This window comes from Betaproteobacteria bacterium (assembly GCA_016709965.1).
Lineage (GTDB): Bacteria > Pseudomonadota > Gammaproteobacteria > Burkholderiales > Rhodocyclaceae > Azonexus > Azonexus amarohabitans.
The window spans coordinates 1,624,610-1,650,747 of record JADJLT010000001.1; the positions used below are offsets into that span (position 1 = coordinate 1,624,610).

Annotated in this window: 24 protein-coding genes; 8 read left to right on the top strand and 16 right to left on the bottom strand. The window is 58.0% G+C overall.

The annotated features are described in order from the left end of the window. The first annotated feature begins 40 nt into the window (after positions 1-40). From IPJ12_08005 to IPJ12_08025, 5 genes are read left to right on the top strand one after another with little or no spacing between them, the layout of a single operon-like run. Positions 41-985: a serine/threonine protein kinase gene (locus IPJ12_08005; GenBank protein ID MBK7647084.1), complete on the top strand. Its 945-nt coding sequence runs from the start codon at positions 41-43 to the stop codon at positions 983-985. Then, the gene (locus IPJ12_08010) at positions 985-1,902 is read left to right on the top strand and encodes a serine/threonine-protein phosphatase (GenBank protein MBK7647085.1); all 918 of its coding nucleotides are present in this window, start codon (positions 985-987) and stop codon (positions 1,900-1,902) included. The genes IPJ12_08005 and IPJ12_08010 overlap by 1 nt, the downstream gene beginning before the upstream one ends. Before the next feature lie 8 nt (positions 1,903-1,910). Further along, positions 1,911-2,627, top strand: coding sequence for a ribonuclease PH (gene rph / locus IPJ12_08015; GenBank protein MBK7647086.1), 717 nt, complete (start codon positions 1,911-1,913; stop codon positions 2,625-2,627). An 8-nt stretch (positions 2,628-2,635) separates the two neighbouring features. After that, entirely contained in the window at positions 2,636-3,223 is a 588-nt protein-coding gene (gene rdgB / locus IPJ12_08020) for an RdgB/HAM1 family non-canonical purine NTP pyrophosphatase (GenBank protein ID MBK7647087.1), read from the top strand. 4 nt (positions 3,224-3,227) lie between these two features. After that, positions 3,228-4,430 (top strand): oxygen-independent coproporphyrinogen III oxidase-like protein, encoded by a 1,203-nt coding sequence (locus IPJ12_08025; protein ID MBK7647088.1) that lies wholly within the window; start codon positions 3,228-3,230, stop codon positions 4,428-4,430. A gap of 144 nt (positions 4,431-4,574) precedes the next feature. Here the strand turns inward: IPJ12_08025 and IPJ12_08030 are convergent, their stop codons facing one another. The 4 genes from IPJ12_08030 to IPJ12_08045 all read right to left on the bottom strand — a co-directional run bounded on the left by IPJ12_08030 (position 4,575) and on the right by IPJ12_08045 (position 8,127). Beyond that, positions 4,575-4,988, bottom strand: coding sequence for a DUF937 domain-containing protein (locus IPJ12_08030; protein ID MBK7647089.1), 414 nt, complete (start codon positions 4,986-4,988; stop codon positions 4,575-4,577). Between the two features lie 116 nt (positions 4,989-5,104). After that, positions 5,105-6,784, bottom strand: a complete 1,680-nt coding sequence (locus IPJ12_08035) for an ATP-binding cassette domain-containing protein (protein ID MBK7647090.1) — start codon at positions 6,782-6,784, stop codon at positions 5,105-5,107. Between the two features lie 39 nt (positions 6,785-6,823). After that, the gene (locus IPJ12_08040; GenBank protein MBK7647091.1) at positions 6,824-7,213 is read right to left on the bottom strand and encodes an SEC-C domain-containing protein; all 390 of its coding nucleotides are present in this window, start codon (positions 7,211-7,213) and stop codon (positions 6,824-6,826) included. Then, positions 7,210-8,127 (bottom strand): recombination-associated protein RdgC, encoded by a 918-nt coding sequence (locus IPJ12_08045; protein MBK7647092.1) that lies wholly within the window; start codon positions 8,125-8,127, stop codon positions 7,210-7,212. Before IPJ12_08045 ends, IPJ12_08040 begins: the two co-directional genes overlap by 4 nt. A 194-nt stretch (positions 8,128-8,321) precedes the next feature. On the opposite strand from IPJ12_08045, the gene IPJ12_08050 reads away from it, so the two are divergent. Beyond that, positions 8,322-9,059 carry a hypothetical protein gene (locus tag IPJ12_08050; GenBank protein ID MBK7647093.1) on the top strand — a complete coding sequence of 246 codons (738 nt, stop codon included), beginning with the start codon at positions 8,322-8,324 and terminating at the stop codon, positions 9,057-9,059. Here IPJ12_08050 and IPJ12_08055 read toward each other — a convergent pair. The 10 genes from IPJ12_08055 to IPJ12_08100 form a co-directional block, all read right to left on the bottom strand. Further along, the gene (locus IPJ12_08055; GenBank protein MBK7647094.1) at positions 9,019-9,639 is read right to left on the bottom strand and encodes a cytochrome c5 family protein; all 621 of its coding nucleotides are present in this window, start codon (positions 9,637-9,639) and stop codon (positions 9,019-9,021) included. The genes IPJ12_08050 and IPJ12_08055 overlap by 41 nt on opposite strands. A 63-nt stretch (positions 9,640-9,702) precedes the next feature. Then, entirely contained in the window at positions 9,703-10,434 is a 732-nt protein-coding gene (trmB, locus tag IPJ12_08060; GenBank protein MBK7647095.1) for a tRNA (guanosine(46)-N7)-methyltransferase TrmB, read from the bottom strand. Next, positions 10,431-11,213: a thiazole synthase gene (locus IPJ12_08065; GenBank protein MBK7647096.1), complete on the bottom strand. Its 783-nt coding sequence runs from the start codon at positions 11,211-11,213 to the stop codon at positions 10,431-10,433. Before IPJ12_08065 ends, trmB begins: the two co-directional genes overlap by 4 nt. 12 nt (positions 11,214-11,225) lie before the next feature. Further along, positions 11,226-11,429 carry a sulfur carrier protein ThiS gene (gene thiS, locus IPJ12_08070; protein MBK7647097.1) on the bottom strand — a complete coding sequence of 68 codons (204 nt, stop codon included), beginning with the start codon at positions 11,427-11,429 and terminating at the stop codon, positions 11,226-11,228. A gap of 4 nt (positions 11,430-11,433) precedes the next feature. Beyond that, complete coding sequence (locus IPJ12_08075) at positions 11,434-12,204, bottom strand: SDR family oxidoreductase (GenBank protein ID MBK7647098.1); 771 nt, start codon at positions 12,202-12,204, stop codon at positions 11,434-11,436. Beyond that, the gene (locus IPJ12_08080) at positions 12,205-12,849 is read right to left on the bottom strand and encodes a thiol:disulfide interchange protein DsbA/DsbL (GenBank protein MBK7647099.1); all 645 of its coding nucleotides are present in this window, start codon (positions 12,847-12,849) and stop codon (positions 12,205-12,207) included. Positions 12,850-12,858: 9 nt separating this feature from the next. Further along, positions 12,859-13,464, bottom strand: a complete 606-nt coding sequence (locus tag IPJ12_08085) for an SPOR domain-containing protein (GenBank protein MBK7647100.1) — start codon at positions 13,462-13,464, stop codon at positions 12,859-12,861. 9 nt (positions 13,465-13,473) lie between these two features. After that, the gene (locus IPJ12_08090; protein ID MBK7647101.1) at positions 13,474-15,237 is read right to left on the bottom strand and encodes an arginine--tRNA ligase; all 1,764 of its coding nucleotides are present in this window, start codon (positions 15,235-15,237) and stop codon (positions 13,474-13,476) included. 52 nt (positions 15,238-15,289) lie between these two features. Then, on the bottom strand, positions 15,290-15,790 hold the full coding sequence (locus IPJ12_08095; GenBank protein MBK7647102.1) for a DNA-deoxyinosine glycosylase: 501 nt from the start codon (positions 15,788-15,790) through the stop codon (positions 15,290-15,292). Between the two features lie 13 nt (positions 15,791-15,803). Continuing rightward, the gene (locus tag IPJ12_08100) at positions 15,804-17,324 is read right to left on the bottom strand and encodes a diguanylate cyclase (protein MBK7647103.1); all 1,521 of its coding nucleotides are present in this window, start codon (positions 17,322-17,324) and stop codon (positions 15,804-15,806) included. Between the two features lie 215 nt (positions 17,325-17,539). On the opposite strand from IPJ12_08100, the gene ubiB reads away from it, so the two are divergent. Both ubiB and IPJ12_08110 read left to right on the top strand, forming a co-directional pair. Then, positions 17,540-19,060: a ubiquinone biosynthesis regulatory protein kinase UbiB gene (gene ubiB, locus IPJ12_08105; GenBank protein MBK7647104.1), complete on the top strand. Its 1,521-nt coding sequence runs from the start codon at positions 17,540-17,542 to the stop codon at positions 19,058-19,060. Between the two features lie 6 nt (positions 19,061-19,066). Next, complete coding sequence (locus tag IPJ12_08110) at positions 19,067-22,345, top strand: DEAD/DEAH box helicase (protein MBK7647105.1); 3,279 nt, start codon at positions 19,067-19,069, stop codon at positions 22,343-22,345. Between the two features lie 95 nt (positions 22,346-22,440). On the opposite strand, the gene IPJ12_08115 is transcribed toward IPJ12_08110, so the two are convergent. Both IPJ12_08115 and IPJ12_08120 read right to left on the bottom strand, forming a co-directional pair. Continuing rightward, positions 22,441-24,993 carry a response regulator gene (locus tag IPJ12_08115; GenBank protein ID MBK7647106.1) on the bottom strand — a complete coding sequence of 851 codons (2,553 nt, stop codon included), beginning with the start codon at positions 24,991-24,993 and terminating at the stop codon, positions 22,441-22,443. Beyond that, on the bottom strand, positions 24,990-26,132 hold the full coding sequence (locus tag IPJ12_08120) for an FIST C-terminal domain-containing protein (protein ID MBK7647107.1): 1,143 nt from the start codon (positions 26,130-26,132) through the stop codon (positions 24,990-24,992). Before IPJ12_08120 ends, IPJ12_08115 begins: the two co-directional genes overlap by 4 nt. Positions 26,133-26,138: the final 6 nt, after the last annotated feature.

Here is a 26,138-nt window from a genome sequence, read left to right on the forward strand (position 1 = left end):
GCCCGAAAATGCCTGAATTTGCATCATAACCGCGAGATCCATGGCGCAACAAGCCAATCACCCTCTTCCCAACGGCTATCCGCTTGAAGAGTACACGATAGACCGCCAGCTTTCGCTCGGCGGCTTTTCGATTGTGTACCTGGCCACGGATGCGGGCGGCCATCAGGTGGCGATCAAGGAGTATCTGCCCAACAGCCTGGCCTTGCGGGGGCGCGGCCAGACCAAGCCGCTGATTACGGCTGATCATCTGGGCGCCTTCCGTTACGGGATGAAGTGCTTTTTCGAGGAAGGCCGCGCGCTGGCCCGCCTGTCGCACCCGAACGTCATTCGCGTCGTCAATTTTTTCCGTGCCAATGAGACCGTGTACATGGTGATGGAGTACGAGCATGGACGAACCTTGCAGGAATTCATCCAGAAGCATCAGGGACACATCTCCGAACGCTTTATCCGCGGCGTTTTCACCCGTATGCTGAACGGACTGCGCGAAGTGCATTCGAACAAGCTGCTGCATCTCGATCTCAAGCCCTCCAACATCTACCTGCGCGCCGACAACACGCCGGTGTTGATCGATTTTGGCGCGGCGCGCCAGACCTTGATCACCGACCAGCCTGTACTCAAGCCGATGTACACGCCCGGCTTCGCGTCTCCAGAACACTATGGTTCGCGCAAGGATCTGGGCCCATGGAGCGACATCTACAGCGTCGGTGCGTCAATGTATGCCTGCCTCGCGGGCTGCGCGCCGCAAGCGGCCGACGCTCGCTTGAAAAAGGACACGCTGCCCCCCGCCATGTTGCGCTGGGACGGCCAGTTCTCGGACCGCCTGCTCGAAATCATCGACTGGTGTCTCAACCTCAATCACCTTTACCGTCCGCAAAGCGTCTTTGCACTGCAAAAAGCGCTCGTCGAGACCATTACGCCGCCGCGCCCGAAGAGTAATCCGAACTGGATCGGTCGCTTTGTCGAGAAAATCAGAAAGCCGACTTAATGAGATTCACCATCTATCAGGAGAGCCGCCAAGGCGGCCGCGCCAACAACGAAGACCGGACGACCTACTGCTACTCACGTGACGCCTTGCTGATGGTCGTTGCGGACGGCATGGGCGGACATCACTATGGCGAGATCGCCGCGCAGATCGTCGTTCAGACGCTGGCCGATTCCTTCCAGCGTGAAGCACGGCCCCTGCTCGCCGACCCCTTCCGCTTCCTGCAGAAGGGCATGACCAACGCTCATCACGCCATTCTCGACTACGCGTCACGTCACAAGCTGAAAGACACGCCACGCACCACCTGCGTCGCCTGTATCGTTCAGGACAATGTCGGCTACTGGGCACATGCCGGTGATTCCCGGCTTTACCTGATCCGCGATGGCCGCCTCATTGCGCAGACCAAGGATCACTCACGCATCCGCCTGCTGATCGACGAGGGCATGATCACCGAGGCTCAGGCGCACTTTCACCCGGATCGCAACAAGATCTACAGCTGCCTGGGCAGTCCGACGCCGCCGGAAATCGAATTTTCGCGCAAGACGCCGCTGGATCACGGCGATATCGTGCTGTTAAGTACCGACGGCCTGTGGGGCGAAATCCCGGGCGAAATGATGGCTACCTCGCTGAAAGGCGCAAACCTGGTGCAGGCAATACCGCAGCTGCTCAGTCAGGCCGAGGCCAAGGCTGGCGCCCACGGCGACAATCTTTCCGTCGTTGCCGTGCGCTGGGAGGACACCTACGTCGAAGACGCCAGCAGTGCCATTTCGACCCAGACCATGACCCAGGACGAAGTCACGACCCGGCTCGACGAGTTCGGCCGAAACCCGGCCTACAAGAGCGATCTGAGTGATGATGAAATTGAGCGGGCGATTGATGAAATCCGCTCCGCCATCGACAAATACACCCCAAAAAAATAAGGAACACCATGCGCCCCAGCCAACGTCAGCCGGACCAACTCCGCACCGTCAAAATCACCCGCAATTTCACTCGCCATGCCGAAGGCTCAGTACTGATCGAAATGGGTGATACCCGCGTGCTGTGCACCGCCTCGGTCGAGGAAAACGTACCGCCTTTCCTGCGCGGCAAGGGCCAGGGCTGGGTAACAGCCGAGTACGGCATGCTGCCCCGCGCCACGCACACCCGTTCGGCCCGCGAAGCCGCCAAAGGCAAGCAGACCGGCCGGACACAGGAAATCCAGCGCCTGATTGGCCGCAGCCTGCGTGCAGTCACCGACCTCAAGGCGCTGGGCGAACGCCAGATCACGCTTGATTGCGACGTGCTTCAGGCCGACGGCGGCACGCGCTGCGCCTCGATCACCGGCGCCTGGGTGGCGCTCCATGAAGCCTGCGAAAAACTGGTCACGGCCGGCAAACTGCCAACCAACCCGGTTCGCGACCACGTGGCCGCCATTTCGGTCGGCATCTACAAGGGTGCGCCCGTGCTCGACCTCGACTATCCGGAAGACTCGGACTGCGACACTGACATGAACGTCGTCATGACCGGTGCGGGCGGCATTGTAGAAATCCAGGGTACAGCCGAGGGCGAACCGTTCAGCCGCGAGCAAATGAGCACGCTGGTCGATCTCGCCACCATGGGCATCCGCCAGCTGACCGCAGCTCAGCAAAGCGCATTGGCTTCGTGAGTGCCGGCATGAAAAAGCTTGTCCTCGCTTCCAATAACGCCAAGAAAATGAAGGAGCTGAACGCGCTGCTGGCCCCCCTTGGTTTCGAGGTCATTCCGCAGGGCCAGCTCGGGATTGCAGAAGCCGAAGAACCCCACTGCACCTTCATTGAAAACGCGCTGGCCAAGGCCAGGCACGCATCGAAAGAGAGCGGCCTGCCCGCGCTGGCCGATGATTCAGGCCTATGCGTCGCTGCGCTCGGTGGCGCCCCCGGCGTCTATTCGGCGCGCTATGCCGGCGAGCCGAAATCTGATGCCCGTAACAACCAGAAGCTGCTCGCCGAACTCGGTGACAACTGCCACCGTGACGCGCATTTCGTCTCGGTGATCGTGCTGGTTCGCCATGCCGATGACCCGCAACCCCTGATCGCCGAAGGCGAATGGCACGGCGAAATTCTGCCGGCCGAACGCGGTGAAGGCGGTTTCGGCTACGACCCAATGTTTTATTTGCCGGAATTCGATAAAACAGCCGCCGAACTCGATGCCGAACCAAAGAATCGTATATCGCATCGTGGCCAGGCCATGCAACAACTGATCGCTCGCCTGCAGGCGCTGTAAATCCGTGGCCCGTACCATTCCGATTTTTGCCCAAAATTCCCGGTTGACCGCAGCAAACCTCGAATTCCGCGTTTCCCCGCCTTTGGCGCTCTACGTCCATGTGCCGTGGTGCGTGCGGAAGTGTCCGTATTGCGATTTCAACTCGCACGAGGCCAACGGCACGATTCCCGAACGCGAATACGTCGACGCCCTGATCGCCGACCTGCAATCCGCCCTGCCGCTAATCTGGGGCCGCCCCGTGGCCAGCGTCTTCTTTGGCGGCGGCACGCCCAGCCTGCTTTCGCCGGCCGCCATCGACGAGTTGATCACCGCCTTCCGTGCGCTAGCCATGCTGTCGCCCGATGCGGAAATCACATTGGAAGCCAATCCCGGCACCGTCGAAGCCGAGAAATTTGCGGGCTTCCGTTCCGCCGGCGTCAATCGCCTGTCGCTCGGCATTCAGAGCTTCAACGATGATCATCTCAAAGCACTCGGTCGCATTCACGGCGCCGCCGAAGCCAAGCGCGCCGCACAACTGGCCGGCGAACATTTCGACTCATTCAATCTCGACTTGATGTATGGCCTGCCTGGCCAAACGCATGAGCAAGCACTCACTGACGTCGAAACAGCCCTGGGGTTTTCGCCTTCGCATCTGTCGTGCTACCAGCTCACACTGGAGCCGAATACCCGCTTCGCGGCCTTCCCGCCGGAACTACCCGAGGGGGACATCTGCGCCGACATGCAGGAGAGCATTGAGGCCCGCTTGGCCACCGCCGGTTTCAGCAACTACGAAACCTCGGCCTTTGCCCGGCGCGGCAAGCAGTGCAAGCACAACCTGAACTACTGGTATTTTGGCGATTATCTCGGCATCGGTGCCGGCGCCCATGCCAAGCTGACGCTGCATGACCGCGTGCTGCGCCAGATGCGCTGGAAGCACCCGACAGCGTATCTGGACAACGTGCAGCGCGGCAATCCGCTTCAGGAATCGCGCGACGTCGATATCAGCGAGCTGCCTTTCGAGTTTCTGATGAATACCCTGCGCCTGGCCGATGGCTTTCACCCGTCACTGTTCGAAGCCCGTACGGCACAATCCCTGAATGCCATCCTGCCGAAACTCAAGGCGGCCGAAGCCGAAGGCCTGCTGGAGATCGGTCCGGAGCGCATTGCGCCAACCCTGCGCGGCAGACGATTTCTCAACGTCCTGCTTGAGCGCTTTCTCGATCGTTAATAAAAAAAATGGCCCGACTCTGAGGAGCGGGCCATGAACGAGAGGTTAGTCCAAGCACGTTGCATCCGACCAAGATCAAGGCAGATGCTACCGAACGCCATCCCGTTGTGGAATGCGGCATTTCGCCGCAGTCCCGACGATTGATCAGCCAAACATCTTGCCTTTAAGCAACTCCAGCCCTTGCGCCATCAAGTCGCCACCGCCCCCTTGGGGCAACTGGCCATTCGGGGTCAGGTGATCGACCAGTTGCGGCAACATGCTGGCCAGACTGCCGGAAGCCTGGTCCGGGCTGACACCAAGCTTTGCTGCAATATCCTGCAGGGTGGAGCCACCAAGCACGCTTTGTAGTTGCTCGGCCGAAATCGGCAAATTCTGACCGTTCGACACCCAGGAATTAACGATATTGCCGAGGCCGCCTTGCTGGAAGGAATTGACCAGTCCGGCCAGACCACCCGTCTGCGGATTGTTGAGGAGTTGCATGGCAACCTCGAGCAAACCATTGCCACCACCGGATTGACCACCACTCAGCGCACCAACGACAGAATCAAGCAGACTCATATTTATTCTCCGAAAGGAATTAGGTAATCCATCCTAATCTTTTGACATGACGACTTGTGTGAATATTTGCGAAACATGGCCACCGGGAAATCCCATAAGAAAGTCGAATCGAGCGCTCAGGCAGCAGCCTTCTTTTGCGCCGCCGACGCCTCTTCTCGAACCCGCTTTGCTTCGTCGAGCAGGTAGCGCTGGTAGTCTTCCAGATCGCCGTCGAACGGTGCGACACCGCCCTTGGAGACCAGCCAGAACTCGTCACAGACCGAGCGCAGCATTGCCCGGTCATGGCTGACCAGCATGACAGTGCCTTCAAATTCGTTAAGCGCGACGGCCAAGGCTTCGCGGGTGTTGAGGTCGAGGTGATTGGTCGGTTCGTCGAGGAGCAGCAGGTTGGGGCGTTGCCAGACGATCATGCACAGCACCAGCCGGGCCTTTTCGCCACCGCTCATGGTGCCGACCGCCTGTTTGACCATTTCACCGCCGAAGTTGAAGGTGCCGAGGAAATTGCGTAGCTCCTGCTCGCGTCCCGGTACGTTGCTGCGGCCGTTGGCAATCGCTTCCTTGGCCAGACGAACCATGTGTTCGAGCGGCGTGTCCTGCGGGCGCAGCACGTCGAGTTCCTGCTGTGCGAAGTAGCCGATGTTCAGGCCCTTGCCTTCGGTGAGGTCACCACTGATCGCCGCCAATTCACAGGCGATGGTCTTGACCAGCGTCGACTTGCCCTGACCGTTGGCACCAAGGATACCAATGCGCTGGCCGGCCATCACCGAGCGGTTGATGCCGCGGACAATAACCGTCGACGGCGTGCCATCCGGGGCATCTTCCGCCGGCGGGTAGCCGATGGTGACGTCCATCATCGACAGCATCGGGTTGGGCAGGTTCTGCGGCTCCTGGAACTCGAAGGTGAATTCGGCATCGGCCAGCACCGGCGCAATTTTTTCCATGCGGTCCAGCGCCTTGACCCGACTCTGCGCCTGCTTGGCCTTGCTGGCCTTGGCCTTGAAGCGGGCAATGAAGGACTGCAGATGGGCGATCTTCTCAGCCTGCTTGGCCATCGTGGCCTGCTGCAGCAGCATTTGCTCGGCGCGCATGTCCTCGAACTTGCTGTAGTTGCCGCCGTAGCGAACCAGCTTGGCGTTGTCGATGTGCAGCGTGACGCCGGTGATGGCGTCGAGAAATTCGCGGTCGTGGCTGATCATGACCAGCGTGCCCTGGTAGCGCTTGAGCCAGGCTTCGAGCCAGACCAGGGCGTCCAAGTCCAGGTGGTTGGTCGGTTCGTCGAGCAGCAGGATGTCGGACGGGCACATCAGGGCGCGCGCCAGTTGCAGGCGCATGCGCCAGCCGCCGGAGAAGCTGTTGACCGGCTTGTACAGTTCCGACACCTTGAAGCCGAGGCCGAGGATCAGTGACTGGGCTCGCGCTTCGGCATCGTGCTCGCCGGCATCGTTGAGCGCCATGTAGGCTTCAGCCATGCGCATGCCGTCGTCGCTGGCTTCGGCGTCATGTACTTCGTTGCGGGCGGCGAGCAGCTTGGTGTCACCGTCGATGACGAAGTCGGTCGCGCTCTGCTCGGTCTCCGGCATGTCCTGCGAAACCTGCCCCATCTGCCATTGCCTGGGAATCGAGTAATCCCCGCCATCCTCATGCAGCGTGCCGTTGAGCAGCGCGAACAGCGTGGACTTGCCGGCACCGTTGCGTCCGACCAAGCCGACCTTCTCACCGGGGTTGATGGTGACGGAGGCCTTGTCCAGCAGCACTTTCGAGCTGCGGCGCAGGGTGACGTTCTTGAGGATGATCATGGGGTGTTCTTTTCTTCAGTAGTGGGCGCGGACGCCCGGTCAGGCAATGATGTCGCCATCGATATAGAACCAGCGGCCGTCTTCGCGGACGAAGCGGCTTATTTCGTGCAGTCGGTGGCCGCGGCCGTCAATGCGGTAGCGAGCGACAAATTCGACTGTGGCGTGATTTTCATCCTGCTGCTGGCAGCGCTTGATCTCCAGGCCCAGCCATTTGGTGCCGTCGTCCTCGGCCAGATCAAGGCTGCTCGGCCGTGTCGATGGATGCCAGCTGGCCAGCAGGTAATCGGACAACTTCAGCACGTAGGCGCTATAGCGCGAACGCATCAGCGCCTCGGCGGTTATTTCATTCTTGGCCGAAATATGCAGTTGACCGCAGCAATCGGCGTAACGCCTGCCGCTGCCACAGGGGCAGGCGTCACTCACTTTCATTTGTCTTCGACTACCTCGCCGCCAAGCGCTTCAACCAGTTGCGGCAAGAAGCGGGCGAATTCGCCAGTCATCAGCGCGAAATCGGCGTCGAATTGCTCGTCGGCGTGTTCTGCCGTCTTCTCCGCGGCTTCCTTGAGCAGGTCAAGGAAAGCGAGGCGCTTGATTTCCATCTTTTCGCCAAGGACGAAGGAGATGCGGTCATCCCAGGTCAGGGCCAACTTGGTCGGCATCTTGCCGCTGGCCAGGTGGGCCTTGATCTCGCCGCTGATTTCATCGCCATCGAGCGGGTGGCGAACGTAACGAACCGCTGCCTTTTCCTCGCCCGCTGCTTTGAGTTCGCAGTCGCGGTCAATGGTGAAACCGGCCGGGGCGTCGCCACCGGCCAGCCAGTCAGCCATTGCCGCTTGCGGCGACACCTGCGTGTGCAGCATGCTGAGCGGGAAATCGTCCAAACAATGGCGCAGATGCTCGATCACTTCTTCGGCCTTGGCAGGGCTGGCCGCGTCAACGCAGAACCAGCCGTTTTGCGGATCAATCCAGACGTAGGTGGTGCGGCGACGGGTGAAGGCACGCGGCATCAGCTCTTCGGTCACGCGCTCGCGCAATTCCTTCAGTTGCTTGCGACCGGGCGCGTAGCCTTGCTGGGCTTCGACCAGCTCGGCGCGCTCCTTGACCTCGTCATTGACTACCGACGAAGGCAGCAGGCGTTGCTCGACGCTGAGGGCAATCATCCATTGCTGGCCAAGTGAATAAACCAATGCGCCATCACGACGTGGCGCCACCCAGCCCCGACTCATCGGCTGGTTGCTGGGGCATTTGACGAAGGGGCCACGGGCCAGTTGTTCGTCAAATTTAGCGAGATCGACGTTCCACGGCGTCGGCAGGCGGTAAAGCTGGAGATTACGGAACCACATGAATCATTCCCGATTTGATGTCATTGAGGCGCGAGAGTTTAACAGCCCACCCGGCCTGGCGCATGACGAGCAAGCAGTAAGGTCATTGATTGCAGAAATCAATCGATCCCTGCGTGATCTATTTAACAGGGAAATATTGCCGGTCCGGCTAATCTTCAAATCATCAAAAAGGAAGATACGGCAAGGTTTTGAACATGAAAAAAATACTCAAATACGGCTTTCTGGCCGCCGCCGGTTGCCTGCTGGCAGTACCCGCATCCGCTGCTCTGGTCAGTATTCAGGAAGTTGATATTGCCAATGGCATGTCCACTGGCGGACTGGTTTTGCCGGTCGACTCACGAACCATCAATTACTGGGCCGGGCTGCAAAAACTGCTCATCAACGGTAGCGCGAATGTCTTGGCATTTTGCGCCGATCCCTGGGAATGGACATCGCCGAACACGGTGAACTACAGCACCAACAGCCTCGACGCCGTTTTTGGCACGCCGAAGGCCAGGATGATCAGCGAGCTATATTCGGAAGCCTATAGCGGCACACTTCTGCCGAGCAATCTCGGTGGCAACCTGAACGCCGCAGCATTCCAGTTGGCCTTATGGGAAATCATCGCGGACGACAATCCGGCGATAGCCGGCCTGCAGGCAAATCTGAACAATGGCCTGGTTCATGTCGTACAGGGCACCAATGCAAACCTGATCGCCGCGACCAATGTGTTGCTGAGCCATATCGATGGCGTTTACGGAAATGAAAACTACGCCTTCACCTTTTATACGAATGGCCGTTCTGCCGGACAAGCCGGACAAGCTGGCTACCAGGATTTTCTGGTAGCCAACCGCGTCCCTGAACCCGGCACAATCAGCCTAGTCGTCAGTGCACTGAGTGCGCTGAGCGGCCTTAGTGTGCTTGGCCTGCGCCGCCAGTCTTCCCAATCATAAACTCGACGGCGGATTTCATTTCAGCGTCACTCAGATTTGCCAGCCCACCACGGGCTGGCATCGCGTTGTGACCATTGATTGCAGACTTGACCAAAGGCGCGACACCATTCTTAAGGCGCGGCTTCCAGTCGTTCATGTCGCCTAGTTTTGGTGCTCCGCTCTTGCCTTCGGCATGGCATTCCGTGCAGCGCTCTTCAACAACCTGAGCACCGGTGCGTATCTTTGGGGAGCTATAAGCCTTGTTCGTGTCGGTTGAGTGACCGCCACTCACCATGTAAGCGACGGCACGACTCATCTCGAGATCGGAGAGTGCCGCCTGGCCACCGTGAGCCGGCATTTTTCGGACCCCTGTCACTGCGTTCTGGGTAAGTTTGTCCAACCCCTTGGCTGCACGCTGCGACCATGCTTCCTTGTCGCCGATCTTTGGCGCACCATCCTTGCCAGTGGCGTGACAGCTGATACAAACCGACTCGACTACCTCTTTGCCTGAACGCTCATCAGCCAGAGCAGGCGCCGAACTCAAGGCAGCAGCCATCAAGGGCAGCAACAAGGCAGCATATGACAATTTATTGTTTTTCACAAATCCACCGTTTTTCTGATTAATATCAGATTGTATTCTACTCAGGAGAATTCTTTCTGCCAGCTATTTTTTACGGAAAATCACGTCCCATACACCGTGCCCCAAACGTAAGCCACGGTTCTCGAACTTGGTCAGCGGTCGGTAATCGGGGCGGGGAGCAAAACCTTCTGCGGAGTTAACCAGCGTCGGTTCAGCCGAGAGCACTTCGAGCATCTGGTGGGCGTACTCCTCCCAGTCTGTGGCACAGTGAAAATACCCGCCCGGCTTTAGTCGCGAGGCAAGAAGTGCTACGAACGGCGACTGGATCAGGCGGCGCTTATTGTGACGCGCCTTGTGCCAAGGGTCGGGGAAAAAGACATGCACACCATCCAGCGAGCCTTCGGACAGCATGTCGCGCACGACCTCAACCGCGTCGTGCTGGCAAATGCGCAGATTGGTCAGCTCACGCTCGGCAATCTGCTTGCAGAGTGCGCCAACGCCCGGTACGTGAACTTCGACACCCAGATAATCGTTGTCGCGATTGGCATCGGCAATCTGGGCCGTGGTTTCGCCCATGCCGGTCCCGATTTCGAGGATTTTTGGCGCATTTCTGCCGTAGACCGCAGCAAGGTCAATGGCCTGCAGCGCATAGACAACACCGATTTTTGGCATCATCTCGGCGTAATAATTTTCCTGCGCTGACGACATCCGTCCCGCACGGCGAACGTAACTCTTGATGTGGCCGTAGCCCTCGCGGCCTTCTTCGTACACGCCTTCGCCGACCAGAGCTGGTTGAATCAGGGGAGTATCGCTCATGAACCTATCAATCCGGAAGTCGGCGACGACGGATCGGCCGAATAAAGTTTGCGCGGCATGCGGCCGGCCAGGAATGCCTCGCGGCCCGCTTCAACACCTTTTCTCATCGCGCTGGCCATGAGTACCGGATTTTTCGCATGGGCAATCGCCGTGTTCATCAAGACACCATCGCACCCCAGCTCCATGGCAATCGCCGCATCGGAAGCAGTTCCTACACCGGCATCGACGATGACCGGCACCTTGGCGTTATCGATAATCAAGCGCAGATTCCACGGATTCAGGATGCCCATGCCGGAACCGATCAGCGAGGCGAGCGGCATCACCGCGACGCAACCAATATCTTCGAGCATCCTGGCCTGGATCGGGTCGTCCGAGCAGTAGACCATGACATGGAAGCCATCTTTGACCAGCGTTTCCGCCGCCTTCAGGGTTTCCGGCATATTGGGAAACAGGCTGGTCGGATCGCCCAGAACTTCCAGCTTGCACAGCGGGTGGCCGTCCAGCAGCTCGCGCGCCAGTCGCAAGGTACGTACCGCATCATCAGCGTTATAGCAGCCAGCAGTGTTGGGCAGAATGGTGAACCGGGACGGTGGCAGCGCATCGAGCAGGTTCGGCTGGCTTGGGTCCTGGCCAATGTTCATCCGGCGAATTGCCACGGTGACGATTTCGGCTCCTGAAGCATCGATAGCGGCACGCGTTTCAGCGAAATCCTTGTATTTGCCGGTGCCTACCAGCAAACGGGAGCGGTACGCCTTGCCGGCGATAGTCAGTTGATGCATGGAATGGTTTCCTTAGCCGCCGCCAACGGCAACGACGATTTCAAGTTGGTCGCCCGAGACCAGTGCCACCGTGGCATGCTGGCTCTTGGGAACGATTTCACCGTTACGTTCAACGGCGATGCGCTTGCCGGCATAACCAAGCTGTTCGATCAGCCCGGCGACGGTCAGCGCTTCTGAAAACTGGCGGAATTCGCCATTTATTTTGAGTTCAAGCATTTTGCTATTTTAGCAAGCCGCGGGCCTTGCGCGGCGCGTTGGAGAACAAGCGGTCATAGAGCCAATTGGGCAGCACACGCAAGACTTTGGCCAACACCCCCATCTGCCAGGGAATGACCGTGTAGGAACGCCCACGCTCGATTGCGCCTGCAAAGCGTTTGGCTGCTTTGTCGACTGGCAGCAAAAATGGCATGATGTAGCCGTTGACCGCAGTCATCGGTGTTTCGATGTAACCCGGAGCAATGGTCACCACTTTGATGCCATAGGGACGCATTTCCAGCCGCAGGCTTTCGAGATAGGCAATTACTGCCGCCTTCGACGCTGAGTAGGCCTCTGCACCGGGAAGTCCGCGAATACCTGCAACCGAGGCAATGCCAACCAGCCTTTTCTCGCCAGTTGCGTGTTTCATGGACGCAATGAACGGGGCAAAGGTTGCTGCCATGCCAAAAACATTGGTATCCATGACTCTCCGAAAAACCTCGAGATCTTCCTCACACTCCGTCAACGTGCCCGCCGAAACACCGGCATTGGCGATGATGATATCCGGCACCCCGACACGTACCAGAAAATCGGTCGCAGCGATGTGCAGACTCGAGGCATCGCTGACATCCAGCGGGTAGCAGGCATGTTGCCCACCGAGACGCAAGTTCAAGGCTGCCAGGACCTCACTTCTGCGCGCCACCAGCCCCAAAGTTGCGCCTTGCGCAGCATAGTAAACGGCAAGCGCCTCGCCGATTCCCGACGAGGCGCCCGTAACGAAGACCTTCAGCGACAATTATTTCTTGCCGTATTTCTCGCTGCGTGCCTTGGCAATCAGCTTGTCGGCAACGGCCAGCTTCTCGTTGAAGCCCATGTCACCAATCAGATACTTGCCGTCAACAGCCAGGGCAGGGACGCCGGTGATCTTGTATGCCTGCGCCATCTGGTCACCGCGCTTGACCTTGCTCATGACACCGAAGGAAGCAAAAGTTTCCGCAAATTTCTTCGGATCGACTCCTTTCTTGACCACCCACTCGGTCAGCGCCTTTTCTTCAAAAAGGTTCTGCCGTTCCGCGTGAATGGCCTTGAAGACATCCGCCTCAAGACGATGTAGATCGCCAGTGATTTCCAGTGTGTAGTAAAGCTTGGCGATATTTGCCCAGGCCGCACGCCCAAAGGTGACTGGCACTTTCTTTACCACCACGTCAGCCGGCAACTTGGCCACCCAAGCGGTCAGCAAAGGATTGAAATCTGCGCAGTGCGGGCAGCCGTAGCTGAAGAACTCCAGCACTTCAATTTTCGCAGCATCCTCGGTCGGCTGTGCCGGACTGATCGGCGCGAACTCCTTGCCTGCTGTTTGAGCAAAGGAAGGCATTGCTACGGTCAACGCGGAAAAAACGGCAAAAACGCTGCTGACAAAATGGCGACGTGTAAGCTTCATTCGTTACTCCTATTTGGAAAGCTGGGCTTCAATACCTGATTTGGCAAGCTCGGCGCGTACTTTGTTCAATTCATCAATCTTTATGTAGGGACCGACACGAACACGGTAAAAGGTTTTTTCCTGAACCATAACCTGCTGTACAACAGCCTCCATTCCCATAAACGCAAGCTTGGCCTTTTGGTTGTCAGCATCCTGTGCCGTGCTGAAAGAGCCTGCCTGCAGGAAAAGGGGCGTCTTCGATTCCTTCGACTCTTCCTTCTTGGCCTCGTCCTTCTTTACATCCTCTTTTTTGGCGTCCGGTTTCGGTGCCTTGTCCGGCACCGCATCGGCTTTGCCAGGAAGAATATCGTAAAACTGGAAGCGTTTTTCCGGGATTGGATCGCCGGGCTTGCCTGGCAAAACCAGCGGTTGCGTTGGCTCACCGTTCTTCCCGTTAGATTTTGCCGGCTGTTGGACTTTCTCGACAAAAGGCAACGGTGACTTGTTCAGATACCAGACAACCCCCGCCGCCATTCCAACACCCAGCACGAGGCCAATGAACATGCCGATCAAGGTGCCGCCGGCAGCCTTCTTTTTAACCGGCTGGTTTCTACGGGGTTTCATATCGCGACTCATGGGTTTTCCTTACATCGATTCCGGACAGCTGACACCAAGAATGGCCAAACCGTTGCGGATAGTCTGACGCACCGCCACGGCCATTGCGACACGCGCATCACGCAAGGCAGCATCGTCAACCAGCATGCGTTCGGCGTTGTACCAACCATGGAATTCGCCAGCCAGATCCTTGAGGTAGAAGGCAATCAAGTGCGGCGCCAGTTCGCGGGCCGAGCTTTCGATGACCTCACGAAACTCAGCCAGTTTGCTGCCAATGGCCAGTTCGCGTGGATTGCTGAGCAAAGACAGATCAGCAACAGCAAGCAACGCCAGATCACCAGTCCACTGATTGACCACGGAACAGATGCGCGCATGGGCGTACTGAATGTAATAAACCGGATTTTCATTGGTCTGACTCTTGGCCAGATCGAGGTCAAAATCAAGGTGCTGATCGGACTTGCGCAAGGCGTAGAAGAAACGGCAGGCATCGTTGCCAACTTCACCGCGCAATTCACGCAAGGTGACAAACTCGCCGGAGCGTGTCGACATCGAAGCCTTCTGGCCATTGCGGTAAAGCACGGCAAATTGGACCAGTGCCACATGCAACTTGCTCGCATCGAGATCAAGGGCGGTAATCGCGCCGCTAACCCGGGAGATGTACCCGTGGTGATCCGCGCCCCAGATGTTGATGACTTTGTCGAAACCACGTTCAAATTTGTTCAGGTGGTAAGCAATGTCAGAGGCGAAGTAAGTGTAAAGACCGTTCTCGCGCTGGACAACGCGGTCCTTTTCATCGCCGAACGTGGTTGACTTGAACCAGCGGGCGCCATTCTGCACATACAGGTGGCCCTTCTTTTCGAGCAAATCAACGCAACGGGCAACCAGGCCAGTATCGAACAGCGCCTGTTCGGAAAACCAGACATCGAAATGGACACCGAACTGCTCGAGATCGTCGCGACAATCAGCCAACTGCTCGGATAAGGCATGCTGATGAACATAGGTCCAGTCCACACCCAGCAATGCCTTGGCATTGGCGATCAATGCATCGAGATGCTGGTCGCGCTGGCGCTTGGCCTCATCGTCGGCACGCATCGCATGGGGCAAACCGGGCGTACCGGCAAGCACATCCGCTGCCTGACGGACAAACTTGGTGCCATGCGCCACACCCATCTGTTTCGCCATATCACGGACATAGTCGCCTTGATAGGCATTGGGCAAAAAGGGAACATCGACGCCGTTTTGCTCCAGATAACGCAACCAGGTCGACAACCCGAGGATATCCATCTGCCGCCCTGCATCATTGACGTAATACTCGCGCGTGACATCCCAACCAGCAAAGGACAGCAAACTGGACAACGAAGCGCCGTAAGCTGCGCCACGGCCATGACCAACGTGCAGCGGGCCAGTTGGGTTGGCGGAGACGAATTCGACCTGCACCTTCTGACCAGCGCCCTGCGTCGAACGACCAAAGTTTTCACCTTCGGCCAGCACCGCCTTGACGACGTTGGTTTTGGCGCCGGCATCCAGTGTGAAATTGATGAACCCGGCCCCAGCCACATCAGCCTTGGTCACCAGTGCCGACAACGGCAATTCATTGACCAGCTGCTGGGCAATTTCGCGCGGATTTTTCTTCAGCGCCTTGGCCAGTTGCATGGCCAGATTGGTGGCGAAGTCGCCATGTGTCGGATCGCGTGGGCGCTCGAGGTGGATCGGAGTATCGGTTGCATTCGGAGCAACACTCGCCAGCGCCTGTTGCAGTAGTTCGGTCAGCTGGGTTTTAACGTCTTTGGCCATTGATTTGCAGCTTAAAAAAGCAAAACGACAATTATACGATGTCGCTGCCCTTTTATTTGGCAACTATTACCGACCATGCCGCCAGCTTCTCGGCATAACTGCGAGCAGCATGGGCTGGGCTTGTCGACGGCAGACGCACCAACTGCAGATTCATGCCCTGCAACCCTGGCAGCACATGACGGCGAAAGCTGACCTCGGCCGCCCCACCATTGAAGAAAACCCGCTCAATGTTGCGGTGAACAGCAAAAAAGGCCGAAAAATCATTTACGCAAACCGAGCTATTGACGATGTCCGAATCCAGGCTACCAAACCGTTCGCATGCCGCAATAACATCCCACAGCGCGATGCCCGCGGCACCAAGCTTGTCCAGCCGTTGCGCATACGACAAGGATAGTCCGGCCCCCAGCAGATCCCCCATGATCCGCCAGAAGGAATTTCGCTGATGGGCATAATACTGACCAGCCCGCAGCGACGTTTCGCCCGGGAGACTACCCAAAACAAGCACTCGCGCGGCGGTCCCGGCAACTGGTGGAAATCCGTGACTCAGAGACATTGCAAAAAAGCCGTCAGCCGCCCATCACCCGATTCTTGCCGGCGCGCTTGGCGAGATACATGGCCTGATCGGCTCGACGAATGGCATCGGCGCCTGACTCTTCGGCCGTCAACTGGGCGACTCCGGCGCTGAATGTAATCAGGACCTTCTCGTTGTCAGCCATATATATAGCCTTGGTCAATTCCCGCTGGAGTCGCGCCATGGCCTCAATGCCTTGCTCAAGTGCCGTATCCGGCATCAGTACGACAAACTCTTCACCGCCGTAGCGAGCCAACGTATCGCTCGGTCGCAAGTTGCGACGCGTGACATCGGCAAGGTGGACCAAGGCACGGTCACCAGCCTCATGGCCAAGGCGGTCATTCAATTTTTTGAAATTATCGATATCCAGCAGGCTGATCGACAAGGCACTCTCCTTGCGCCGCATGCTGGCGATTTCACGCGCCATCGCCTCTTCCAGGCCTTTGCGATTCAAAGCGTCGGTCAAGGGATCGTGGCGCGCCAGGGCGCTGGCATTATCGAGATCCTGATGCAACTGAATCAGCTCCGCCTCGGTCATCACCACTTTTTCCTGCAAACTCTTCAATTGTTCGCGGGAGTTCGCAGTTTCCTCTGCCATTGCATGCGTAGCCACAATGACTTCGTCGAGCAGTGGCTTCAAATCCTCAACATTGGTGACCTGTTCGATCTGGCGAGCACTTGCTTCAATGCGCCCCTCGAACTGGGTGCTGGAGCGATTCATGGCGCCAAGTTGCTCGACAAACTGAGCCAGCATCTTGCGCATTTCCTTCTGCGCCTCGACGGTCCGCGACTTTGCGCGCCCCTGCTTCTCCATGACATCACGCAGACGCCGCTCCATATCATCCAGATGACGCAGCGTCAGCGGTGGCGCCACACTGACCAGAAGGCCATCGATCTGCCCCTGGAGCCAATTGTCGTCCAAGCTCAATTCACGGATATTTTCGATGATCAGATGTAGCAATTTAAGCAGCGACTGCTTGATCTCGGCCTGCTCCTCAGCCGCAAACAATGCCTGATGCGCCAGACCTCCAAGTGCCTCCTGAACAGAAGCGATTTCAATTCCCGGCTGCTTCAGCAACTTCACCAACTCATCTGCCATACCGGCAATTCGCGAATCATCATCCCCCAGCGCAGGCAAGACACTCCGAATAAAACGCGCCAATTTGCCCGCGAACTCGCCAGGTAAAACAGTGACCGGAGCATCGACCGCGTATTCCGGGGCAGCATGCCCGCCCCCCATCGCAAAGGCCACCAAAGCCTCCTTGACCCCCAGCCAGCTGCGGCGCGCTATGGCTGCGGAAAGCTTGTCCAGCTGAATTTCCTGCTGCTCATTGCCAGCGAGCAGGGCACTGGACAATTCGCGCAAAGGCGCCTCCGGAAAAGGCGGCAAATTTGGAAGGTCTGCAATTTCGTTGTAACAGGCCTGATAGTTGGCAGGCGTCGGGGGCAATTGCCGAAGGACAAGGCGCTTAAGCGCCTCCCGTGCGATTTCTGAAGGGTGTTTGGATTCGTTCATGGACACGATCTGGGCTTTTAGCGGCTAGTCATCACACCGATAGACACGGATATCAAGTTTATCCTATAGCGCTGGCCACCCTGCAAGATTGTTAGTCGACAAATCACCAGCCCCGGAGAATTCAACAAGCACAAATCGCCCGGCCGCAATCGTCGTCAGCGTGTTAACATACTTGTTTAGCGATTTGCCCGGCCCAGCCGGCGTTTACCGTCAACATGCGCCTCCTTCGTTTGCTCAAGATCGCCTCAGTTGCCAGCCGTTTTGGCCTGGACGAGATGGTGCTCGAACACGAACCGAGTGGCCGACTGGCACGAATCGCCAACGCACTGCAATTCTGGCGCGACCTTTCCACACCACGAGCTGTCCGCCTCCGCCTTGCGCTCGAATCGCTCGGCCCCATTTTTGTCAAATTCGGTCAGGTACTATCAACTCGGCGCGACCTGATGCCGATGGATATCGCCGACGAACTGGCGAAGCTGCAGGACCGCGTCCCCCCGTTCGAATCAGCACTGGCACTCGCTGAAATCGAAAAAGCCTATGGTCGCCCCGCCAGTCAAGTCTTTGCGGAGTTCGACTCGACGCCGATTGCCTCCGCCTCGATCGCCCAGGTACATTTTGCCAAGCTGCATGCAGAAGACGGCGGCCATGAAGTCGCCGTCAAAATTCTGCGTCCCAACATGTTGTCAGTCATCGATCACGATCTGGCATTGATGGACAATCTGGCCGTCTTGCTTGAAAAGCTTTGGGCTGACGGCAAACGCCTGAAACCTCGCGAGGTGGTTGCCGAATTTGCCAAGTATCTGCGTGACGAACTCGATCTGATGCGTGAAGCAGCCAATGCGTCGCAACTGCGCCGCAACTTCACTGATTCGACGTTATTGATCGTGCCAGAAGTCTATTGGGACTTCTGCACTTCGACAGTCATGGTCATGGAACGCATGAAGGGCACCCCTATCTCGCAGACCGACAAGCTGCGCAAAGATGGCATAGACCTCTCCAAGCTGTCTGCCGCAGGCGTCGAGATCTTCTTTACACAGGTGTTCCGCGACGGCTTTTTCCACGCTGACATGCACCCGGGCAACATTTTTGTTGCGGCAGACGGTCGCTACATCGCGCTCGATTTCGGCATCGTTGGCACCCTGACCGACTCCGACAAGAATTACCTCGCCCAGAATTTCCTCGCCTTCTTCCGCCGCGACTACAAGCGCGTGGCCGAGGCACATATTGAATCTGGATGGGCACCCAAGGATACGCGTGTTGACGAGTTTGAAGCGGCCATCCGCGCTGTTTGCGAGCCCATTTTCGATCGACCGCTGAAGGATATCTCCTTCGGCAAAGTGCTGCTCCGCCTGTTCCAGACCTCACGCCGCTTCAATGTGGAAATTCAGCCGCAATTGGTCATGCTGCAGAAGACGCTACTCAATATCGAAGGTCTTGGACGCCAGCTCGATCCAAATCTTGACTTGTGGACAACCGCAAAACCATTCCTTGAGCGCTGGATGAGCGAGCAAATCGGTTGGCGCGGACTGATCCGCACCTTCAAGCAGGAGGCGCCTTACCTGGCTCGCGCCCTGCCCCAGTTGCCTCGCCTTGTTCATCAGGCGCTGGCCCAGCCGGCCAAACTCGACCTGCATCCGCAGCTTGATCGCCTGATCGCCGCCCAGCAACAGCAGAATCGCTGGCTGGCCATTATTGCATTACTGCTCGCCCTGCTCGTCGGCGCGCTATTCATTTGACCGCCGATGGCCGTAGTTAACCTCACCTCCTTCACTGAAGAAAACGTAGCAGACTGGTTTGCCACCCGGGACATCACCAAGGCCAGACCCTATGTCGACCTGGTGCAAGACCTTGAAATCAATGGCAGCCAGATCAGTGCGCGCATCCCCGGCACTGCCGCTGAACCGTACCTCGCGCAAGCCTATCTAAGCCAGGCGCAAAGCGGTGAAATGACGGTGATCAGCCGTTGTACCTGCCCGGTCGGAAAGCATTGCAAGCATATCGCCGCGATGCTGCTCAAAGCGATTGAAGACCGAAATCCCAAGGAGCAGGTCAGTGGTAGCGCCCTGTCCTGGCTTGACGATCTGCGCCGGGTTTCGGTGGCAGTCGCCAAGAAAAAGGCCAGGCCGGCCAGCGCCCGGCAGCAGCTCTTCTACATTCTGAAATGGACCGCTGATCGCCGTCAGTTCGCCATTGAAATCCGCAAGGGGAAGTATCCGGAAAGCGCCGAGGAATGGTGGAAGGTCGACCGTGCACTGGTGACGCCGCCCCAGTTCGTCACCGAAGAAGACCTTGGCATCCTGCGCCTGATCTGGACCGATCGTGGTCACGAAACCGGCCTGCGTGCCTTCGGCCTCGGGCCCAAGAACGGTGCTGAAATCCTGCAGCGCATGACAGCCAGCCATCGTCTGTACCCCGAAGATGATCTTGGCCTGCCCCTCAACGCCGGCCCTATCCGCCCGGCCAGCATTGGCTGGCAGATTGATGGCATGGGCTTTCAGCGACCGCAACTGAAGCCCGAACCATCCGCTGAAATGATTATTGCGGTTGACCCACCTTGGTACGTCGACTTGGCCGAGGGCGAAGCCGGCCCACTGGAGGTCACCGGCAACCCCGACGTCATCAACCGGCTGTTTTCCCTGCCGCCGCTATCGTCCACCGAAGCTGCACTGGTCGCCGAGGCGCTCTCGGAACTTGCTCCGGATCTGCCCTTGCCGGGCAGCGATGCCGGCGCCCGCCTGCGCCAGGTTGACGGGCCGCTACAGCCCATCCTGCAACTTGAAACACTGCATACCCACGGCCATCGTGCCTGGCGCAGCTATCCGCAGAACTTTGGCGGCGGCCCTTTTGATGTTGCCAAGGTAATTTTCCGCTATGGCGACGCAGAGGTCAGGCCGGAAGAAAAAAGCGAATTCATCACCTTGCCGGAAGGCGAAACGATTCGACTGCGCCGCCGTCCTGAAGATGAGACGAAGTCGCTGCTCGCACTGGAAAGTTGCGGCTTGCAGAAAATCCCTGGCCATACCCTGCACACATTCGGCAGCCCCCCGGAAGGCATTTACGGACTGGCGGATGAAGCCAATTGGGTGCCTTTCATGCAGGACGCTAGCCAGCGCCTGAAGGAAGCCGGCTGGCAGATTGAATTCCCGGAAGACTTTCGCCACCATGTCATCGAGGTCGATGGCTGGGAAGCGGAGCTGCATGAGGCCGATAACGGCTGGTTCAATCTCGACATGGGTGTCTTGGTCGAAGGCGAGCGCCTGCCGCTCGCCCCGCTGCTCGCCAACCTCTTCCGCAGCGACCCGCGCTGGCTGGAAGCGGTCGAACTCGAGCGCATCCCTGACGACGAAGGCATCGATTTGTACACTGCACGCGGCAAGCGCCTGCGTGTCCCGGCCGGCCGGGTCAAACCACTTGCTGCCACGCTGATCGATCTTTTTGATGGTTTTTCCGGCGGCAATACGTTGCGCCTTTCGCGCTTCGACGCCCCCCGTCTTGCTGAACTTTCCGACGTTAGCCGCTGGCAATTCCGCGGCCAGAGCGATGTCATGGCCATGGCCGAACGCCTGCTTTCTGCTCAGGGCATCGGCGATGTCGCCCCACCGGCCGGCTTCAAACTCGATTTGCGACCCTATCAGCGCGAAGGCCTGGCATGGCTGCAGTTCCTGCGTGAGCACAATCTTTCCGGCATCCTTGCCGACGACATGGGTCTCGGCAAAACAGCGCAAACGCTTGCCCATTTGCTGCTGGAAAAAGAAACCGGACGCCTCGACAAGCCGGCGCTGATCATCCTGCCGACCTCACTGATCTTCAACTGGAAGAATGAAGCAGCGCGCTTTGCGCCCGATCTCAAAGTGCTGTCGCTGCACGGCCCGGAGCGCAAGGTACTATTCCCGGAAATCACCAAGAACGACGTCATTCTGACCACTTATCCGCTGCTCTGGCGAGATGCCGAAGAGTTGATGCAGCACAGCTATCATCTGCTCATTCTCGACGAAGCGCAGACGGTCAAGAACGCCCAGAGCCAGAGCGCCGAAGCGGTGCGCAAAATTGATGCACGGCATCGCCTGTGCCTGACCGGTACGCCGCTGGAAAATCACCTGGGTGAATTGTGGAGCCAGTTCGACTTTCTGCTGCCCGGCTTTCTGGGCACCAGCAAACAGTTCACCCGCCACTGGCGGACGCCGATTGAAAAACAGGGAGACCTGCGCCGCCGCACCTTGCTGGCCCGCCGAATTCGCCCCTTCATCCTGCGCCGCAAGAAGGAAGACGTGGCGCGCGAACTGCCGCCGAAGACGATCATCATCCGCAGCGTTGAACTCGAAGGCGCACAGCGCGACCTCTACGAAACGGTGCGCGCCGCGATGGATGCCAAGGTGCGCGACGAAATCGCCAGCCGTGGCTTCGCACGCAGCCAGATTGTCATTCTGGACGCCCTGCTCAAGTTGCGCCAGGTCTGCTGTGATCCGCGCCTGGTCAAGGCCACCTCTGCCCGCAAGGTGACCGAACGCGCCAAACTCGACCTGTTGATGGCGATGCTGCCCGAGCTGGTCGATGAAGGCCGGCGCGTCCTGGTGTTCTCGCAATTCACCAGCATGCTGTCGCTGATTGAGCACGAACTGGACAAGGCGGATATCCGCTACGTCACACTGACCGGTGACACGGTAGACCGCGAAGTGCCGATTCGTCGCTTCCAGGATTGCGAAGTGCCGATCTTCCTGATCAGCCTGAAGGCCGGCGGTGTCGGTCTCAACCTGACTGCCGCGGACACTGTCATCCACTACGATCCGTGGTGGAACCCCGCGGTCGAAAATCAGGCCACCGATCGTGCCCACCGACTCGGCCAGGACAAGCCCGTGTTCGTTTACAAGCTGATCGTCAGCGGCAGTATCGAGGAAAAGATCCTCGCGCTGCAGGAGCGCAAGGCGGAACTGGCGGCGGGCATCCTGTCCGAAGACCGGCAGGTGGACGTCAAGTTTGGCACCGACGATCTTGCCGCGTTGTTCGAGCCACTACCCGAGTAAAAATTTCGATTTTGGGCGATTTTTCCGGTTGACCGCAGCAAGCTGTCGCCAGCCTGCCAAGGGCATCGGATGCACTTATCCGGGCAATATCTGGCTCAATGGCGAGTACCAGCCTCCAGCCAACGATACAGCGCCGCATAGAGCAGTGACGGATCAACTGGCTTGGTCACAAAATCGTTCATGCCAGCTGCCAGGCAACGATCACGATCTTCGGAAAAGGCGTTGGCCGTCATCGCAAGAATTGGCAGCCTTGCCCGATTTTCCTGTGCACGAATGCGCCGCGTTGCCTCCAGACCATCCATGCGTGGCATCTGCATATCCATCAGCACCAGCGCATATTCGGTCACGGCGACCTTTTTGACTGCTTCGACGCCATCCTCAGCCATGTCGATGACCAGCCCGACATCCTCAAGCAGCATCTGGGCAACCTCGCGGTTGATCGGATCGTCCTCGACCAGCAGCACGCAACGCCCGCCAAAGCGGCGTCGCAACATCTCTTCAACATCGTCGCCCGGCATCGGTGCCGGGGCTTCCTGTTGCGCCGACTGCCGCTTGAGGCGTGCTGTGATCCAGAAAGTGCTCCCGACACCGGGCGTGCTTTCCGCCCCTGCCGCCCCGCCCATCAAACTGGCCAGGTGCCGGGTAATGGCCAAGCCGAGTCCGGTGCCACCGAAGTTTCGGGTGGTCGACTGATCAGCCTGCTGGAAAGGTGTGAACAGACGCTTGAGTACTTCCGCTTCGATACCGATCCCCGTATCCCGCACTTCCAGGCGGACCAGAACGCCGCGCTCGTCTTCCTCGATCACCTTGCCGGAAAGCTGGATTGAACCGGTGGCCGTAAATTTCACCGCATTGTTGGCGTAGTTGAGCAACGCCTGGCGAAGTCGTGTGGCATCACCCAGTACGCATTCCGGCAGACCGAGCGCTTCGACGCGCAGGCTCAGATGCTTCTCGCGGGTTCGGCCACTCAACATTTCCGCCACCTCGTTCATCAACTCGACGAGTGTCAACGGAGCCTCTTCAAGCTCCAGCTTGCCGGCTTCAATTTTGGACAGGTCTAGAATATCATCAATGATGGATAGAAGATGCTGGCCAGAGGCTTCTATTCGATTCAATGGCTCGCTTCGGGCAGCCTCGCCCCCGCCCCGACGCATCAAATAAACCGAGCCAAGAATTGCGTTCATCGGGGTCCGTATCTCATGGCTCATGTTGGCTAGGAAGCTGCTCTTCGCACGCGTCGCTGACTCCGCCTGCTCCTTGGCTTCGCACAACGCTTGTTCAGCACGCTTCTGTTCGCTGATATCACTGATGAAAGTGATGTAACGCGCTGGCTCGGCAGCAGTTTCAGCGCGATAGTAAACATTGATTCTGACTGGAATCCGATGTCCATCGCGATGGCAGAGCTCAGTATCGTAACTGGCCCTGCCCGCTTGCCGGGTATCAGCCATCAGGTAAAAAAAGCGACCCCCAGCAAAACGGGGAGCAATGTCGGCAACCGTCATTTTCAGCATCTCGTCGACTGAATAGCCCAGCATTTCAGCGGCAACGTGGTTCACATAAATGAGGCAGCCCGTGGCATCAACCCAATGAATGCCCAGTCCGACCCGGTCCATCGCAAACTGCGTCTGCGCCAGTCGGGCATTGGCTTGCTCAAGATCATGCGTACGATCGGCTACCAGTATTTCCAGATGACGACGGTGCTGCGCCAATTCGGCTTCGCTGGCACGGAGAGCCTCCTCAACCCGGAGCCGCTCGGTGATTTCCCGTGCAATCCCGAGAATTCCGATCAGGTGGCCTTCCCTGTCGCGCATGGGCGTCTTGATCGTTTCAAAAAGTCCCCGATAGCCATTGTCGCCAAAAGTCAGCCACTCTTCGTTAAGCGTCGGCCCACCGGCTGCTGCCGCAGCACGATCATTGGCCCGAAAGAAATTCGCCAGCTCCCTGTCGACAAAATCGTAGTCGGTACGCCCGACAATATCCTGTGCACTGGCGTTGTAAAGACGTGAGAATGGCGGATTGCAGGATAAATAGACCCCTTCCGGATCCTTCACCCAAACCAGGTCTGGAATGGCTTCATAGAGGCTGTCGAGAAAAGTCCGCTCGCGCTCGCTCTGCGCCAGCGCCACAGCCAACTCGGCCCGGGCGTCATCGCGATCATTCGCCATTGCCCGATTAATGCGCTCATTGTTGCGGCAGAGGACGATTGCCTTGGCCAAGTTGGCCAGCACCGGCTGAAATATCTGCGTCAAAGGCAGTTCAGAAGCTGGCGGGGCGAGCGATAGCAACAGGATTGTGTAGTGCCGATCCAACGGCAGCCTAAGGCAATGCGTATAAACTTGGTCAAGCGATAGCGAACGAAGCAATGCAACATCATCAAGAAGCTCAACCCTGCTCCCCAGCAAGCCTTCTGGAAGGTTGAATCTGTTTCCGAGACATTCGGCCAAGCGATAGTCCCCGATAACAGAATCCACCGTTGCCGACATGCCAAACTCAGAATCCAGCGGCATGGCAAGCACAATACCCGTCGGAAACGAGGTATGAAAAAGAAGGCGTTGCAAGGTCTTCTTCAACAACCCACTGAGACTGGTTTCGCCACCGATTGTCAGCGAAAGGTCATAAAGGACGCTGAGGATCTGTTCGCGATTCATGACATCTGCCACGGCGAACACACCAGTGTCGCATTGTGAAACATGGGATAGCCCCAACGCACGGTGCTACCAATTTCACCCAGCGACAATGCACCCGCCATCTCGTCAACGGCCGTAGCGGCATGCAACTCGGCCAGTTCATTTTCCGCATCCTCGCCCAAATGCATATGCCGGCCAGCGCAATAAAAGGTCAGCAAAGTCCTGCCGGTCAATGAGCCATGCGTCATCCGCAGCTTGTCGGCCAAATGCTCAATACATGCATTTGCCCCGGCCTCCGGTGCCTGCAACAAGACCAACATGGCGTTCTCGGGAATTTCACCAACACAGTACAGAGAACCATCATCAGTCAAGGCGACAGGAATTCGGACCACAACATCACCCCCCGCCCGCAGAATACCGAAAGGGAAATGGACCGCATATTCGTAAAAATTGTCGCGTGTCAGATCGATACCATATTGCGCCTTGATGATTTCCTGATACACATCGAAAGCAGGCCGCCAATCAATCATCGCAATACGATTGCCTTCAGTAGATGTCGCGCTCATCGCCCGTTCCGGCTGCGCGAATCCATGCTCCAGCGTTGGCGCCATGCTGCCGGGCAGCAGCATACCGAGCACGCCGTCACCAATTAACGCTCTCTCATCGAAGAGGCAGGGCATGGGCTGGAAGGTCTCGCTCCCGGCATTGACGCCGCCGTATTCAACGCGATTGGCGAGATCCAGATAAATGTCGTCGAGAATGCTGGCAATGTTGGGGACCATGCTGTCGAAAAACATGAACAGCGTCGGCTTTGGTGCGCCTGCGGCAGCGCTTTTCAAGCATCCCCGGGCGGCATCCACCACTTGCCGGCCTGCTGGTACTTTGCCCTGATTAATGGCCGGCAACAGAAAATTCGGCGGCATCTGCTCAAAATACAACAAGCAGGCCCCGTGCCTGACGAAATGCTGTTGTTCGATCAGCGCGGGAAACACACCACCAGCCAATTCCAAGCCATGCCGCCGGCAAGCCTCCTGCAAGAGCGGAAGCCGTTCCTTCTCTGCCTCTGGCAGCAAAGCGACAATGCCAGCGCCTGTTTTCGGCGCAGCGTATGCACTCAGAATTTGCTCAATGGATTCCGCATTCAATTCGATGTGGTGCATTGGCGT

Bases quoted from the DNA above. Each gene is read 5' to 3' on its own strand.
- IPJ12_08005 (MBK7647084.1), top strand. From the start codon at position 41: ATGGCGCAACAAGCCAATCACCCTCTTCCCAACGGCTATCCGCTTGAA.
- IPJ12_08010 (MBK7647085.1), top strand. From the start codon at position 985: ATGAGATTCACCATCTATCAGGAGAGCCGCCAAGGCGGCCGCGCCAAC.
- rph (MBK7647086.1), top strand. From the start codon at position 1,911: ATGCGCCCCAGCCAACGTCAGCCGGACCAACTCCGCACCGTCAAAATC.
- rdgB (MBK7647087.1), top strand. From the start codon at position 2,636: ATGAAAAAGCTTGTCCTCGCTTCCAATAACGCCAAGAAAATGAAGGAG.
- IPJ12_08030 (MBK7647089.1), bottom strand. From the start codon at position 4,988: ATGAGTCTGCTTGATTCTGTCGTTGGTGCGCTGAGTGGTGGTCAATCC.
- IPJ12_08035 (MBK7647090.1), bottom strand. From the start codon at position 6,784: ATGATCATCCTCAAGAACGTCACCCTGCGCCGCAGCTCGAAAGTGCTG.
- IPJ12_08040 (MBK7647091.1), bottom strand. From the start codon at position 7,213: ATGAAAGTGAGTGACGCCTGCCCCTGTGGCAGCGGCAGGCGTTACGCC.
- IPJ12_08045 (MBK7647092.1), bottom strand. From the start codon at position 8,127: ATGTGGTTCCGTAATCTCCAGCTTTACCGCCTGCCGACGCCGTGGAAC.
- IPJ12_08050 (MBK7647093.1), top strand. From the start codon at position 8,322: ATGAAAAAAATACTCAAATACGGCTTTCTGGCCGCCGCCGGTTGCCTG.
- trmB (MBK7647095.1), bottom strand. From the start codon at position 10,434: ATGAGCGATACTCCCCTGATTCAACCAGCTCTGGTCGGCGAAGGCGTG.
- IPJ12_08065 (MBK7647096.1), bottom strand. From the start codon at position 11,213: ATGCATCAACTGACTATCGCCGGCAAGGCGTACCGCTCCCGTTTGCTG.
- thiS (MBK7647097.1), bottom strand. From the start codon at position 11,429: ATGCTTGAACTCAAAATAAATGGCGAATTCCGCCAGTTTTCAGAAGCG.
- IPJ12_08080 (MBK7647099.1), bottom strand. From the start codon at position 12,849: ATGAAGCTTACACGTCGCCATTTTGTCAGCAGCGTTTTTGCCGTTTTT.
- IPJ12_08085 (MBK7647100.1), bottom strand. From the start codon at position 13,464: ATGAGTCGCGATATGAAACCCCGTAGAAACCAGCCGGTTAAAAAGAAG.
- IPJ12_08090 (MBK7647101.1), bottom strand. From the start codon at position 15,237: ATGGCCAAAGACGTTAAAACCCAGCTGACCGAACTACTGCAACAGGCG.
- IPJ12_08095 (MBK7647102.1), bottom strand. From the start codon at position 15,790: ATGTCTCTGAGTCACGGATTTCCACCAGTTGCCGGGACCGCCGCGCGA.
- IPJ12_08100 (MBK7647103.1), bottom strand. From the start codon at position 17,324: ATGAACGAATCCAAACACCCTTCAGAAATCGCACGGGAGGCGCTTAAG.
- ubiB (MBK7647104.1), top strand. From the start codon at position 17,540: ATGCGCCTCCTTCGTTTGCTCAAGATCGCCTCAGTTGCCAGCCGTTTT.
- IPJ12_08110 (MBK7647105.1), top strand. From the start codon at position 19,067: ATGGCCGTAGTTAACCTCACCTCCTTCACTGAAGAAAACGTAGCAGAC.
- IPJ12_08115 (MBK7647106.1), bottom strand. From the start codon at position 24,993: ATGAATCGCGAACAGATCCTCAGCGTCCTTTATGACCTTTCGCTGACA.
- IPJ12_08120 (MBK7647107.1), bottom strand. From the start codon at position 26,132: ATGCACCACATCGAATTGAATGCGGAATCCATTGAGCAAATTCTGAGT.